This window comes from Nocardioides sp. (assembly GCF_041600255.1).
Taxonomy (GTDB): Bacteria; Actinomycetota; Actinomycetes; order Propionibacteriales; family Nocardioidaceae; genus Nocardioides.
This window is the reverse complement of record NZ_JBFIKK010000097.1, coordinates 1-13,349: the sequence shown is the minus strand read 5'-3', so window position 1 is coordinate 13,349 and position 13,349 is coordinate 1. Positions and strand designations below refer to the sequence as shown.

General features: G+C 70.9%; 17 protein-coding genes. 5 read left to right on the top strand and 12 right to left on the bottom strand.

Features of this window, described 5'->3' with window-relative positions; all coding sequences use genetic code 11:
• Positions 1-167: 167 nt before the first annotated feature.
• From rdgB to murI, 6 genes are all read right to left on the bottom strand, one after another.
• A complete protein-coding gene (gene rdgB, locus ABZE72_RS12020) occupies positions 168-776 on the bottom strand; it encodes an RdgB/HAM1 family non-canonical purine NTP pyrophosphatase (RefSeq protein WP_372729269.1) in 609 nt (202 codons plus the stop codon).
• Between the two features lie 7 nt (positions 777-783).
• Positions 784-1,521, bottom strand: coding sequence for a ribonuclease PH (rph, locus tag ABZE72_RS12015; RefSeq protein ID WP_372729268.1), 738 nt, complete (start codon positions 1,519-1,521; stop codon positions 784-786).
• A gap of 33 nt (positions 1,522-1,554) precedes the next feature.
• Positions 1,555-2,367: an ABC transporter permease gene (locus ABZE72_RS12010; protein WP_372729267.1), complete on the bottom strand. Its 813-nt coding sequence runs from the start codon at positions 2,365-2,367 to the stop codon at positions 1,555-1,557.
• The gene (locus tag ABZE72_RS12005; protein WP_372729266.1) at positions 2,364-3,278 is read right to left on the bottom strand and encodes an ABC transporter ATP-binding protein; all 915 of its coding nucleotides are present in this window, start codon (positions 3,276-3,278) and stop codon (positions 2,364-2,366) included. Before ABZE72_RS12005 ends, ABZE72_RS12010 begins: the two co-directional genes overlap by 4 nt.
• 71 nt (positions 3,279-3,349) lie before the next feature.
• Positions 3,350-4,120: an MBL fold metallo-hydrolase gene (locus ABZE72_RS12000; protein ID WP_372729265.1), complete on the bottom strand. Its 771-nt coding sequence runs from the start codon at positions 4,118-4,120 to the stop codon at positions 3,350-3,352.
• Between the two features lie 10 nt (positions 4,121-4,130).
• On the bottom strand, positions 4,131-4,943 hold the full coding sequence (murI, locus tag ABZE72_RS11995; protein ID WP_372729264.1) for a glutamate racemase: 813 nt from the start codon (positions 4,941-4,943) through the stop codon (positions 4,131-4,133).
• 137 nt (positions 4,944-5,080) lie between these two features.
• On the opposite strand from murI, the gene ABZE72_RS11990 reads away from it, so the two are divergent.
• Positions 5,081-6,118: an alkaline phosphatase family protein gene (locus ABZE72_RS11990; RefSeq protein ID WP_372729263.1), complete on the top strand. Its 1,038-nt coding sequence runs from the start codon at positions 5,081-5,083 to the stop codon at positions 6,116-6,118.
• 3 nt (positions 6,119-6,121) lie between these two features.
• Here ABZE72_RS11990 and ABZE72_RS11985 read toward each other — a convergent pair whose 3' ends face one another.
• From ABZE72_RS11985 to clpS, 6 genes are all read right to left on the bottom strand, one after another.
• On the bottom strand, positions 6,122-7,255 hold the full coding sequence (locus ABZE72_RS11985) for a DUF3152 domain-containing protein (RefSeq protein WP_372729262.1): 1,134 nt from the start codon (positions 7,253-7,255) through the stop codon (positions 6,122-6,124).
• 30 nt (positions 7,256-7,285) lie between these two features.
• Complete coding sequence (locus ABZE72_RS11980) at positions 7,286-8,233, bottom strand: PLP-dependent cysteine synthase family protein (protein ID WP_372729261.1); 948 nt, start codon at positions 8,231-8,233, stop codon at positions 7,286-7,288.
• 6 nt (positions 8,234-8,239) lie between these two features.
• Complete coding sequence (locus ABZE72_RS11975; RefSeq protein WP_372729260.1) at positions 8,240-8,512, bottom strand: MoaD/ThiS family protein; 273 nt, start codon at positions 8,510-8,512, stop codon at positions 8,240-8,242.
• A 10-nt stretch (positions 8,513-8,522) separates the two neighbouring features.
• Positions 8,523-8,957, bottom strand: coding sequence for a Mov34/MPN/PAD-1 family protein (locus ABZE72_RS11970; protein WP_372729259.1), 435 nt, complete (start codon positions 8,955-8,957; stop codon positions 8,523-8,525).
• A gap of 72 nt (positions 8,958-9,029) precedes the next feature.
• A complete protein-coding gene (locus tag ABZE72_RS11965) occupies positions 9,030-9,617 on the bottom strand; it encodes a DUF2017 domain-containing protein (protein ID WP_372729258.1) in 588 nt (195 codons plus the stop codon).
• Positions 9,614-9,850 (bottom strand): ATP-dependent Clp protease adapter ClpS, encoded by a 237-nt coding sequence (clpS, locus tag ABZE72_RS11960; protein ID WP_372729271.1) that lies wholly within the window; start codon positions 9,848-9,850, stop codon positions 9,614-9,616. Before clpS ends, ABZE72_RS11965 begins: the two co-directional genes overlap by 4 nt.
• Before the next feature lie 102 nt (positions 9,851-9,952).
• Between clpS and ABZE72_RS11955 the strand changes: the two genes are divergently transcribed.
• From ABZE72_RS11955 to ABZE72_RS11940, 4 genes are all read left to right on the top strand, one after another.
• Positions 9,953-11,251: a nicotinate phosphoribosyltransferase gene (locus tag ABZE72_RS11955; RefSeq protein ID WP_372729270.1), complete on the top strand. Its 1,299-nt coding sequence runs from the start codon at positions 9,953-9,955 to the stop codon at positions 11,249-11,251.
• A gap of 20 nt (positions 11,252-11,271) precedes the next feature.
• On the top strand, positions 11,272-11,847 hold the full coding sequence (locus ABZE72_RS11950) for an isochorismatase family protein (protein WP_372729257.1): 576 nt from the start codon (positions 11,272-11,274) through the stop codon (positions 11,845-11,847).
• Positions 11,840-12,610, top strand: a complete 771-nt coding sequence (locus tag ABZE72_RS11945) for an enoyl-CoA hydratase-related protein (protein ID WP_372729256.1) — start codon at positions 11,840-11,842, stop codon at positions 12,608-12,610. Before ABZE72_RS11950 ends, ABZE72_RS11945 begins: the two co-directional genes overlap by 8 nt.
• An 85-nt stretch (positions 12,611-12,695) precedes the next feature.
• On the top strand, positions 12,696-13,253 hold the full coding sequence (locus tag ABZE72_RS11940) for an ArsR/SmtB family transcription factor (RefSeq protein ID WP_372729255.1): 558 nt from the start codon (positions 12,696-12,698) through the stop codon (positions 13,251-13,253).
• Positions 13,254-13,349 lie beyond the last annotated feature (96 nt).

Sequence of the window (13,349 nt, the reverse complement as noted above, 5' to 3'; positions counted from 1 at the left end):
GGGGCAGTTTCACAGGTTAACCAGTGAATCTTCGGACCGAACGGGCCTCGTAGCGACGATCCCGACCCCATGAGCATCCTGCGTCACAGCGCACCCAGATAACCCGCACTTCACCCAGAGAGTTACCTGGGTGAAGTGCGCAAATCACTGGTTAACCAGTGAATCCCTCACGCCAACGCGTCGGCGACCAGCGGAGCGATCTCGCGCAACGCCCGCCCCCGGTGCGAGATCCGGTCCTTCTCCTCCGCGCTCAGCTCCGCCGAGGTCCGCTCGGGGTCGGTGTGCTCGTCGGCCACGAACAGCACGTCGTAGCCGAACCCGCCGTTCCCCCGCTGCTCGCGGATCACGCGACCGTCCATCCGACCGTGCACGACCAGCTCCCCGCCGGGGTGGCAGAACGCCACCGCGCAGGCGAAGTGCGCCGTACGACGCTCGTCCGGCACGTCGTCGAGCTGCTCGAGCAGGAGCTCGTTGTTGCGCTCGTCGGACTTCGCCCGGCCCGCCCACCGGGCCGAGAGCACACCCGGCATGCCGTTCAGCGCGTCCACGCAGAGCCCCGAGTCGTCGGCCAGCGCCGGCAGGCCGGTCGCGGCCAGACCGGCCCGTGCCTTCAGCAGCGCATTGCCCTCGAACGTCGGCTGGTCCTCGACCGGCTCGACGTACCCCTCGATGTCGTCGATCCCGAGCACCTCGATGCCCGGCGCGTGCTCGCGCAGGATCCGCTCCATCTCGGCGATCTTCTTGCGGTTGCGCGAGGCGAGGAAGACGCGGGTCACGGCCGGCTCACTGCGAGAGCGCCTCGGACTGCAGCTGGGTCAGGTCGGTGCAGCCCTTCTCGGCGAGCGCCAGCAGGGCGTCGAGCTCGGACCGGTCGAAGGCGGCACCCTCCGCGGTGCCCTGCACCTCGATGAACTTGCCGTCGCCGGTCATCACGACGTTCATGTCGGTCTCGGCGCGGACGTCCTCCTCGTAGGGCAGGTCGAGGCGCGGTACGCCGTCGATGATGCCGACGCTGACCGCGGCCACGGAGCCGGTCAGCGGGTCGCCCTTGACCAGGCCCTGGGCCTTGAGATGGGTGATCGCGTCGGAGAGGGCGACGTACGCCCCGGTGATCGCGGCGGTGCGGGTGCCGCCGTCGGCCTGGAGCACGTCGCAGTCCAGCACGATCGTGTTCTCGCCGAGGGCCTCGTAGTCGATGACGGCGCGCAGCGACCGGCCGATCAGCCGACTGATCTCGTGGGTGCGGCCACCGATCCGGCCCTTGACCGACTCGCGGTCCGAGCGGGTGTTCGTGGCTGCGGGGAGCATCGCGTACTCCGCGGTCACCCAGCCCAGCCCGGACCCCTTGCGCCAGCGCGGCACGCCCTCGGAGGCGGAGGCCGCACACAGCACCCGGGTCCTGCCGAACTCCACCAGCACCGACCCCGCCGCGTGGTCGAGCCAGTTGCGGGTGATCGTGATCGGGCGGAGCTCGTCGTCGGCGCGCCCGTCGGCGCGGGTGCCCTCGGCAGAAGTCGTCATGGGGCCGACCCTAACCGTGGGCACCCGAGCGTCCTACTTCACCTCGGCGCGCAGCACGCGCCACAGGCCGATGGCCAACGGCAGCCACAGCCAGACCACCCCCGACACCGCGAGATGCGCCCAGTCCTGACCGGTCATCGAGGCGTCGACCAGCGGCGTCTGGGCCGAGTTGAAGTCGATCCACGGCCGGAGGTCGCCGAACCACCCGATCAGGAAGCTGCCGAGCTGGAAGAGTGGCGGCAGGACGAAGGAGTAGACCATGTAGACCACGATCGCCGCCGCCGAGTTGAGCAGCAGCGCCGCCAGGGCGAAGCCGGTGAGCATCCCGATGACCTGGATCAGCAGGAACCCCAGCACTTCGGCCAGGGACAGGCCCCACGTCGCCGGGACTCCCTCCAGGGCGCCGTAGAGCAGGTTCGCCCCGGCTCCCAGGAGCAGCGCGACGACCACCGCGAGGGTGGCCAGGATGCCGCCGACCAGCAGCTTCGCGACGATCACCCGCCACCGGCGCGGCTCCAGGCTGAAGGTGATCATCGCCGTTCGCTGACCCCACTCGCTGGTGAGCAGCAGGATCCCCAGCACCGGCAGCAGCAGGGCGATCGAGAAGCTGGTCGAGGTCATGAAGGCGGCGTAGTCCACCGAGATGTCGTTGACCACGACCACGGCGAGTTGGATCGCCATCACCACCGCGGTCAGCGCGGCCATCGCGATCAACAACCACAGCCCGGCCCTCGTGTCATGGGTCTTGCGGAGCTCGACGCGCACCAGGCGTCCCAGCGGCAGCGGGGACGTGCTCGTCACGTCGAGGCTGTGCCCGAGGGTCGGCGGCTGGGTCGTCGCACTCATGACGCCACCCCGGTGGCCGCGGGGTCCCGCTGCGTGTCGGAGGTGAGCTCGAGGAACAGGTCCTCGAACCCGCCGTCGGCCGGGCGCAGCTCGGTGAGGGCCACCGCAGCGGCGAGGGCCACCCGGCCCACCTCGACCGGCTCCGCCGCGACCCGCAACGCACCCCACTGGGGCGTCACGGCGAGACCTGCCCGCGTCAGCGCCTCGGCGAGCCATTCGTTGTCCGACGAACTCACCAGGCAGGCCGCCGAACCGGCGCTCGCGAGCAGCGACTCCTTGTCACCGTGAGCCACGATCCGACCGTGTCCGATCAGGATCATGTCGTCGGCGATGATCTCGACCTCGTGCAGCAGGTGACTGGAGAGCAGCACCGTGCCACCCTGCTCGGCGAACCCCTGGAGGAGCCCGCGCATCCACCGGATGCCGGCGGGGTCGAGCCCGTTCGCCGGCTCGTCGAGGATCAGCACCGACGGGTCGCCGATCAGTGCGTGGGCGATGCCCAGCCGTTGGCGCATCCCGAGCGAGTAGTGGCGCACCCGGCGTCGTGACTCGACCGGGGTGAGCGAGACCAGGTCCAGCATCTCGTCGACCCGGCGGTCGGGCAGGCCCATCGTCCGCGCTCCGAGGGTGAGCACCTCCCGGCCGGTGCGGCCGGCGTGCTGGGCCGACGCGTCCAGCAGGACGCCGACGTGCCGCCCGGGGTTGGGGATGTCGCGGTAGGCGTGCCCGCCGATCGTCGCGCGGCCCGAGGTGGCCGGGGTGAGCCCGACGACGACTCGCATCGTGGTGGTCTTGCCGGCACCGTTGGGGCCGAGGAAGCCGGTGACCCGGCCGGGCTGGCAGGTGAAGCTGACGTCGTCGACGGCGAGGAAGTCGCCGTAGCGCCGGGTGAGTCGTTCGACGGTGATCATGGGCGCCACCCTGCCCGATCACGGCGGCAGCCGCACCGGCACGTCCACAGGGGCCGAGGCCCCGAAACGGCTCAGACCTGGTGGACGGCGCCCTCGACCGCCAGGTCGATCGGCCCGTCGTACTTCGCCCGGGCCTCGGCGAGCGCGGCCGATGCCTCGAACCAGGGCGGGATGTGGGTGAGCAGCAACCGTCGCGAGCCCATCCGCGCGGCCACCTCCCCGCAGTCCGAGCCGGTCAGGTGCAGCCCGGGCGGATTGGTCGCGCCGCTGAGGAACGACGCCTCGGCCAGCAGCAGGTCCGCGCCGTCCGCGATCGCGTCCAGCCCCGTGCACGGACCCGTGTCACCGCTGTAGCCCAGGGTCACGCCGTCGGCGCTGACCCGCATCCCGTACGCCGGCACCGGGTGGTCGACCGCGATCGGGTCCACCTCGAAGGGCCCGATCCGGATCGGACCGTCCCAGGTGCGGAAGTCGAACTCCTCGCTCATGCCCGGCTCGGTCGGCAGGTCGTAGGCGCGTGCCATCCGGTCGGCGGTGCCGATCGGACCCCACACCGGGAGCTGGGGCTGGTGCCCGCTGGGGTGATAGCGGCGCAGCACGTAGTAGCCGCACAGGTCCAGGCAGTGGTCGGCGTGCAGGTGACTGAGCAGGACGGCGTCGATCGAGAGCGGGTCGGCGTAGCGGTGCAGGACGCCCAGGGCGCCGCTGCCGAGGTCGAGCAGGATGCGCCAGGTCCGCTGCCGGCCCGCATCGTCCACGTGCTCGGCCTCGAGCAGGTAGCAGCTGGCCGCCGCGTCCGGGCCCGGATAGGAGCCCGAGCATCCGACCACGGTCAGCCTCACACCCGCCTCCTCACGCCATTCCACCGATGAACTGCGACGCTGCCACCATCTCCGGACCGAGGAAACGGCGGCCGATCTGCTCGAACTCCTCGGGCAGCCCCGTCGTCAGGAACGTGTACGACGGGTCACCACCTTCGCGCATCAGGCCGCTGCGGGCCAGCATCTTGTAGACGTCCTTGGCACATTCCTCCGCCGAGCTGACCAGGGTGACCTGGTCGCCCATCACGTAGGAGATCACGCCGGTGAGCAGCGGGTAGTGGGTGCAGCCGAGGATGAGGGTGTCGATCCCGCGTGCGGTCAGCGGGTCGAGGTACTCGTGCGCCGCCGCCAGCAGCTCGGGTCCGCCGGTGACACCGGCCTCGACGAACTCCACGAACCGCGGGCAGGCCTGGGTGACCAGCTCGATGTGCGGAGCGGCGGCGAAGGCGTCGTCGTAGGCCATCGACTCGGCGGTGGCCCGGGTGCAGATCACCCCGATCCGGCCGTTGTGACTGGCCGCCACGGCACGCCGGGTGGCGGGATAGATCACCTCGACGACGGGGACGTCGTACCGCTCGCGGGCGTCACGCAGCATGGCGGCACTGGCGGAGTTGCAGGCGATGACGAGCGCCTTCACGCCCTGCGCGACCAGGTGGTCGAGGCATTCGAGGGCGTACTCGCGGACCTCGCCGATCGGCTTGGGTCCGTAGGGCTGGCGGGCGGTGTCACCGACGTAGACGATCGACTCGTGGGGCAGCTGGTCGATCACCGAGCGCGCGACAGTGAGACCACCGAACCCCGAGTCGAAGATGCCGACGGGGGCATCCTGGGCAACTGCTTGCACAGCGGCACCCTAGGGGGTCGCCTCGCGGGCGCGTCAGGCGACGCCCCGGGAGAGACCCCGGTCACTCCGGCGTCCCGGGGCCGGATCGAGCATCGGTTCGGGTCCCGCGGACGGAATCGCTGGGTAGGGTCGAGGCCATGCGTCCGTTCGCCCGTACCGCTCGTGCCCGGCTCGCCGTCCTCCTCCTGACCGCGGCTCTCGCCGCCTCGGGGGCGTCTCCGATGGGGGGACCCGCCGTCGCGGCCACGGCGCCGGGAGACCTGTCCGAGCGCGGCGATCGGGGCAGTGCTCGCGTGCTGGCGATCTCCGTGGACGGACTCAACCCGGCGGCGCTCAAGCGCCTGGGTCGCGAGCGCGCCCCGGCGTTCCACCGATTGCTCGACGAGGGAGCGTCCACGCTCAACGCGCGCACCGTGCGGGAGCTGACGTTGACCCTGCCGAACCACACCAGCATGGTCACCGGCCGACGGGTCAAGAAGTCCCGGGGCGGCCACGGGGTGACCTGGAACGACGACCGCCGCGGCACCGTGCAGCAGGCGGCCGGGCACTCGGTGGCCTCGATCTTCAGCCAGGTCCGCCGAGCCGGCAACGAGAGCGCCCTGTTCACCACCAAGACGAAGTTCCGCCTGTTCCGGCGCTCCTGGCCGGCCGGGATCGACCGGTTCACCTACAGCAGCGACCAGACCCGGGTGGTCCGCAAGGCCCGCAGGGACCTGGTCCGCAACGACCGCGACTTCACCTTCGTGCACACCTCCCTGCCCGACGTCACGGGTCACGAGCACGGCTTCATGTCCGCGAAGTACCTCGACGCCGTGGCCCGCACCGACCAGCTGCTGGGGTCGATGCTCCAGACCATCGACAACCACGCCGACCTGACCAGTGACCTGGTGGTCATCCTGACCTCGGACCACGGCGGCAAGGGCGACGGCCACTACGACGCCAGCAAGCGCTTCAACTACCGGGTGCCCTTCATGGTCTGGGGCCCGGGCATCTCACAGGCCGACCTGTACGACCTGAACCCGACGTACCGCGATCCTCGCCGCGGTCGGCCCGGCTATACCGGAACGCAGCCGATCCGCAACGGCGACCTGGCCAACCTGGCCGCCGACCTGCTCGGTCTGACGGCGGTGCCGGGCAGTCGGTTCAACCGCGACCAGGACCTCCAGGTCCACTGAGGCTCAGCGCGGTGTCCGGCTGGCCAGCTCCGCCCCGGTCGGCCACGGGTTGAAGCGACAGCCGTTCAGCCCCTTGGACTGCTGCATCATCACGGGCGCCGGATTGCCCCTGCCCGAGCATCCCGAGTGGCCCAGCCCCAGCCAGTGCCCGGTCTCGTGGTTGACCACCATGTGGCGGTAGTCGCGCAGCGATCCCTGGGCGGCGTTCCACGCGGGTGAGGCGAACTTCCACCGGTCCTGGTTGATGATCACGTAGCGGCCCACCCGGCAGCTCCAGCTGCTGGAGCAGGCCGACGAGAAGCTGGGCACCCGGCCGGCCTGGGCGAGCACCAGGGTGAAGCTGCCGCCTGTGGCCACCGGACGGAACCGGACCCCGGCGCCTCGCCAGCCCCGGGGGTCGGTGAAGGTCTGCTGGGCCTGGCGGCGGAACTCGCGCAGGCTGGTGGTGATCGTGCCGCGGGTCTCCACGCGGTAGGTGACCGTGCGTCGTACCCCGACGCGGTGGCCGACCCGGCCCAGCCGCTCGGACTTCGCGGCGGCGTGGGAGTACCCGGGCGCCTTGACCGAGACCAGGACCCGCACCCGGCGTCCGACGTCGCGCGGGACGAAGCGGTAGGCGGCCTTGGTCGCACCCTTGATCGGTCTGCCGCTGCGGAACCACTGGTACCGCACCCGGGTGGGCGAGGCCGACCAGCGCCCGGGGGTGGCGCGTACGGTGCGGGTGAAGCGGGTGACGCCCTCCACCCTGGGCAGCCGCTTGCTGCGCAGCTCGGCCCGCCGGACCCGCGGCGTGGGCTGGGAGGTGGCGCTCGCGGACTCCCCGCTCGCCTCGTGGGTCGCGGTGACCACCACCGCGATCCGAGCACCCAGGTCGTCCAGACCCAACCGGTACGACGCCCCGGTGGCGCCGGCGATCGGCCGGTCGTTGCGCAACCACGCGTAGGTGTGGGTCACCTCGGCCGGCTCCCAGGTCCCGGGACGGGCCCGCAGGAGCTTGTCGAAGACAGCCTGCCCGCGCACGGTGGGCGGTTCGGCGTTCACCACCACGACCGTGCCGGCAGCACTGCCGAGCGGGGTGAGCAGGACGACGGCCAGCAGGCCAGCGATCAGCTGGCCGAGGACACGCAGGACACGCATGGGCTCTCCTCCGAACAGGGAGGCATCAGCCTAGGCCCAGAGCTGGCCCTCGAGGCGGTCTTCGGCCTGGTCGATGGTGCCCTCGTAGGCGCCGGTGGAGAGGTACTTCCAGCCACCGTCGCAGACCACGAACGCGATGTCCGCGGGCTCGCCCGCCTTGACCGCCTTCGCGGCCTGACCGAGGGCGGCGTGCAGGATCGCACCGGTGGAGACGCCGGCGAAGATGCCCTCGAGCTCGAGCAGCTCGCGGACCCGACGTACGGCGTCCCGGGGGCCGACCGAGAAACGCGAGTCGATCAGGTCGGCGTCGTACAACTCGGGGACGAAGCCCTCGTCGAGGTTGCGCAGGCCGTAGACGAGCTCGCCGTACCGCGGCTCGGCCGCGACGATCTTCACCTCGGGCTTGGCGGTCCGGAAGAAGCGGCTGACGCCCATCAGGGTGCCGGTGGTGCCCAGGCCGGCGACGAAGTGCGTGATGGAGGGCAGGTCGGCCAGGATCTCCGGGCCGGTCCCCTCCTGGTGCGAGAGCGCGTTGGCGGCGTTGCCGTACTGGTAGAGCATCACCCAGTCGGGGTGCTCGATCGCGATCTGCTTGGCCACCCGGACGGCCTCGTTGGAACCGCCGGCGGCATCGGAGGAGACGATCTCGGCGCCCCACATCCGGAGCAGTTGGCGGCGCTCCTCGGAGGTGTTCTCCGGCATCACGCAGACGATGCGGTAGCCCTTGAGCTTGGCCGCCATCGCCAGCGAGATCCCGGTGTTGCCGGAGGTGGGCTCGAGGATCGTGCACCCGGGACGCAGGGTCCCGTCCTTCTCGGCCTCCTCGATCATCCGCAGCGCCGGCCGGTCCTTGATCGAGCCGGTCGGGTTGCGGTCCTCGAGCTTGGCCCAGAGCCGCACCTCAGGGGTCGGCGACAGCCTCGGCAGGCCCACCAGCGGCGTGTTGCCGACGGAGGCGAGGAGGTTGTCGTAGCGCACGAAGGATCAGCCTCCGGCGACCGCGGGCAGCACGACGACCTGGTCGCCGTCGCTGAGCTCGGCGTCGAGACCGCCGATGAAGCGGACGTCCTCGTCGTTGATGTAGACGTTGACGAAGCGACGCAGGTCACCGTCGTCGATCAGACGGTCCTTGATGCCGGGGTGGTTGGCCTCCAGGTCGTCGATCAGCGCGCTCAGCTTGGCGCCGGCGCCGCTGACCGCCTTCTCGCCGCCGGTGTACGTACGAAGGATCGTGGGGATCCGGACCTCGATGGCCATGTGTGACTCCTCAGTCGCTGATCAGCTGGGGGACGACGGCGACGTCCTCTTCGGTCACGTTGCCGTCGATGATTCTGTAGGACCTGAACTCCACAGGGCCGTCGTTATTCCCGTGCTCCCTGGTGCTCACCAGTACGTAGTGTGCCCCGGGCTCGCTCGCCAGCCCAATGTCGGTGCGGCTGGGGTAGGCCTCGGTGGCGGTGTGTGAGTGGTAGATCACGACGACCTCCTCGTCGTTGTCCCACATCTCCTTGTAGAGCGCGAGCAGCTCGGTGGAGTCGAACTCGTAGAACGTCGGGCTGCCGGCAGCGTTGACCATCTCGACCAGCCGCTCGGGCCGGTCGCTCCCCTCGGGGCCGGCCACGATGCCGCAGGCCTCGTCCGGGTGGTCGCGCTTGGCGTGCGCGACGATCGCGTCGTACGTCGCCTGGTCGATGGTCAGCACACCCACCAGCGTATTTGGCCGGTTCGCCCGCGTCACACCGGCCCACCATGCAAGACGTGGCCGGCAGCCGGCTCAGTCGGTGGTCAGCGCCTCGACCAGGGTCTCCTGGAGGTAGCCGACCCACTCGTAGATGTCGTGGGCCTGGGCCCGCGGGTCCTCGTCGGGCAGCGCCGCCCAGACGTCGTCGTCACCGTCCTCGACCCCGAGTCGGCTGGCCAGGGCGAGCCGGACGTCGGTGAAGGACCGCAGCCAGATCTCGGCGGTCGGCTCGTCGAGCTCGACGTCGATCATCAAACCGTCCTCGGTGAGCTCCGGGGGCAGCCCGGCCTCCTCGAGTGTCTCGATGATGGTCACCGCAGCGGTCGCCTTGCCGTCGCGCAGGGCGCCCTCGGTGAAGCGGCGGAACTCCGAGGCCGCCTCCTCGTCGTCGGGGTACGCCGTGGGGAACAGCCGCGCGAGCACCGGGTCCTCAGGCTCGGTGGTGGGCCCGGAGAAGTCCATCATCGCCTCGAACGGGTCCCGGTCGTCGGACGGGACGGCCGCCTCGTTGCGCAGCAGCTCGACGAGCTGGGAGGCGAGCGAGCGGAGCAGGTCGGCCTCGAACCCGGTGAAGTTCGCGATGATCAGGCGGCTGCGCCGGTGGCGGGCGAAACCGCTCACTCGGACTTGTCCATCGTGGCCCACAGGCCGTACTCGTGCATGGCCTGGACGTCGCGCTCCATCTCCTCGCGCGAACCGGTGCTGACCACGGACTTGCCGTCCTCGTGCACCTCGAGCATCAACTTCTCGGCCTTCTTCTTCTCGTAGCCGAAGTACTTCTGGAAGACGTACGAGACGTAGGACATCAGGTTCACCGGGTCGTTCCACACGATGGTGACCCAGGGGGTCGCCATCTGGGTGAACTCGTCGGAGAACGTGGTCGGTTCGACCTCGACGGGACTGGCGGCGGACACGACTCCATCGTGGCACACGAGCATCGTCGGCACGGACCTAGGCTGACCCCCGTGACCCGGCACCGATCGACCGCACTGCTCACCGACCACTACGAGCTGACGATGCTCCAGGCCGCCCTGCGCGCGGGCACCGCACACCGCCGTGCCGTCTTCGAGCTCTTCCCCCGGCGTCTGCCCGAAGGCCGTCGCTACGGCGTCGTGGCTGGGGTGGGGCGGGCCCTGGACGCGCTGGAGGAGTTCCGTTTCGACGACGAGGTGCTGGCCGCGCTGGACGGCGTGGTCGACCGGTTCACCCGCGACTGGCTGGCCGACTTCCGCTTCAGCGGGGACATCTGGGGCTACCCCGAGGGCGAGACCTACTTCGCCCACTCCCCCCTGCTCGTGGTCGAGTCCACCTTCGCCGAGGCGGTGCTGCTGGAGACGCTGCTGCTGTCGATCTACAACCACGACTCCGCGATCGCCTCGGCCGCCTCCCGGATGACCAGCGCTGCCGGCGACCGCCCCTGCATCGAGATGGGCTCGCGGCGTACCCACGAGGAGGCCGCGGTGGCCTGCGCCCGCGCGGCGTACGTCGCGGGCTTCGAGGCGAGCTCCAACCTCGCCGCCCGGGCCCGGTACGGCGTGCCCAGCACCGGGACCAGCGCCCACAGCTTCACGCTGCTGCACGACACCGAGAAGCAGGCCTTCACCGCCCAGGTCGACTCCCTGGGCCGGGGCACGACCCTGCTGGTGGACACCTACGACGTCGCCGAGGCGGTCCGGCTCGCGGTGGAGGTGGCGGGCCCGGAGCTCGGTGCGGTCCGGCTCGACTCGGGCGACCTGGGCGTTCTTGCCCACGAGGTGCGCGCCCCGCTCGACGTGCTGGGCGCCACCGGGACCCGGATCGTGGTGACCAGCGACCTCGACGAGTTCGCGATCGCCGCCCTGGCCGCCGCCCCGGTGGACGGGTACGGCGTCGGCACGCAGCTGGTGACCGGCAGCGGACACCCGACCTGCGGGTTCGTCTACAAGCTCGTCGCCCGCGAGGGTCGCGCCGACGAGATGGTCTCGGTCGCCAAGCGCAGCCACGACAAGATCTCCGTGGGGGGCCGCAAGTACGCGCTGCGCCGGCTCGACGCGCACGGGGTGGCCGAGACCGAGGTGATCGGCGTGGGGCGCCCACCCTCGGACGACGGCAACGACCGCTCGCTGCTGGTGCCGCTGGTCTCGGAGGGCAAGGTGGTGGGACGCGAGCCGCTCGAGGTGGCCCGGAGCCGGCATGCGGCGGCCCGCGCCGAGCTGCCGGTGGCGGCCCAGCAGATGTCGAAGGGCGAGCCCGTCATTGCGACGCGGCACATCTGACACGGGTTAGTGTCGGTCCCATGAAGCGGGCACTGATCGTGGTCGACGTCCAGAACGACTTCTGCGAAGGCGGATCGCTGCCGGTCGCCGGCGGCGCCCAGGTCGCCCACGACATCGCCGAGGTCCTGCACCACTGGGTCGCCCAGGACCCGAAGGCACCGGACTACGCCCACGTCGTGGCGACGAAGGACCACCACGTGGACCCGGGCGAGCACTGGTCCAGCACCCCGGACTTCGTCGACACCTGGCCCAAGCACTGCGAGGTGGGCACCGACGGCGAGGCCTTCCACCCGAACCTCGACCCCCAGCCCTTCGACGCCATCTTCGTCAAGGGCGAGCACGCGGCGGCGTACTCGGGATTCGAGGGCCACACCCAGGACGGGGTCGGCCTGGCCGAGTGGCTGCGACGCCACGACGTGCAGCAGGTCGACGTCTGCGGGATCGCGACCGACCACTGCGTGCGTGCCACCGTGCTCGACGCCGTGAGCGAGGGCTTCGCGGTGCGTCTGCTCACCGACCTGTGCGCGGGGGTCGCGCCGGAGACCACCGAGGCTGCCCTGGTGGCGATGCGCGAAGCCGGCGTCACCGTTGGCTGACCTGGAGGTGCGCCTGGACGAGGGCGCGCTCTGGCTCACCCTGAACCGACCCGAGGTCTTCAACGCCCTGACCGCCGAGATGGCCGACGACCTGGCCCGGTACCTGGTGGAGGCGACCTCGCGCGACGACGTCCGCGTGGTGGTGATCACCGGCGTCGGCACGGCGTTCAGCACCGGCGCCGACATCTCCGGGGAGGACGCGCACGAGCACTTCGACGTCACCGCACTCGACCGGGCCAACCGGATCATCCGGGCGATCACCGGCCTCGACAAGCCGGTCGTCGCGGCCGTCAACGGCGTCGCCGTGGGCGTGGGCTGCTCGGCTGCCCTGGCCTGTGACCTGGTGGTCGCCGCGGAGTCGGCGGGCTTCCTGCTCGCCTTCGCCCGGATCGGACTGATGCCCGACGGTGGCTCGACCGCGACCGTGGCCGCCTCCATCGGACGGGCCCGGGCGATGCGGATGGCACTGCTGGCCGAGCCGCTCGGCGCCCGCGCGGCGTACGACGCCGGGCTGGTCACGCACGTCGCCGAGGACGACGACTTCGCCGAGCTCGTGGCGAGCGTGGTGGGCCGCCTGGCCGTCGGCCCTCCGCTGGCGTTCGCGGCCACCAAGAAGGCGATCAACGCCGCCACCCTGAGCCAGCTCGAGCCTGCGCTCCAGCGCGAGCGAACCGGGCAGAGCCTGCTGTTGCAGACCGACGACGTGGCCGAGGGGATGCGGGCGTTCGGCGAGCGTCGCCGCCCCGAGTTCCGCGGCGAGTGAGCCGGACCCGACAACCCCCCAATAACTCCTTGACAGTTCGGGAGGGCGTCGGTCAAACTCCCCAATAACTCTTTGGGAGGCCCTGATGACCGACGACCGGATCGCGTCGCTGCGCTCCACCGCGCACCCGCTGCGGCTGCGGATGCTGTCGCTGCTGACCGGCTCCGCGATGAGTGCCGCCGAGCTGGCCCGCGAGCTCGACGTCTCGCACGCCAACGCGTCGTACCACCTGCGGATCCTCGCCGAGGCGGGCGAGGTGGTGGTCGACAGTGAGGAGAAGATTCGCGGTGGGGTCGCCAAGCGCTACCGACACCCGTGGGAGCAGGGCTTCCAGCGGAGCCAGGACCCGTCCGACACCTTCGACCCGACCGGGTCCTCCCCACCGGTACGGGCCATGACGATCGAGCTGCTCCGGCGCTTCGAGCAGCGCACCCAGCCGTCGAGGACGTTCCTGTGCGACGCAGAGCTCTGGGTCGACCCCGAGACCTGGGAGCGCGCCATGGCGCTGGTGCGAGAGGCGGCGTCCGTGGTGCACGCCGAGGCGCGCAAGCCGCACAGCGACGGATCGGTGCACGTGAACCTGACGATGGCTGCGTTCGCCATGCAGGACGACCCCCGCGCGCCCGCGCAGGAGGATCGATGACCTGGTCGGCATCGCTCGCACCCCTGCATGAGCACAACTTCCGGTGGTACTTCTACGCCCGCAGCGTGAACCTGGTCGGCACGACGATGGGGACGG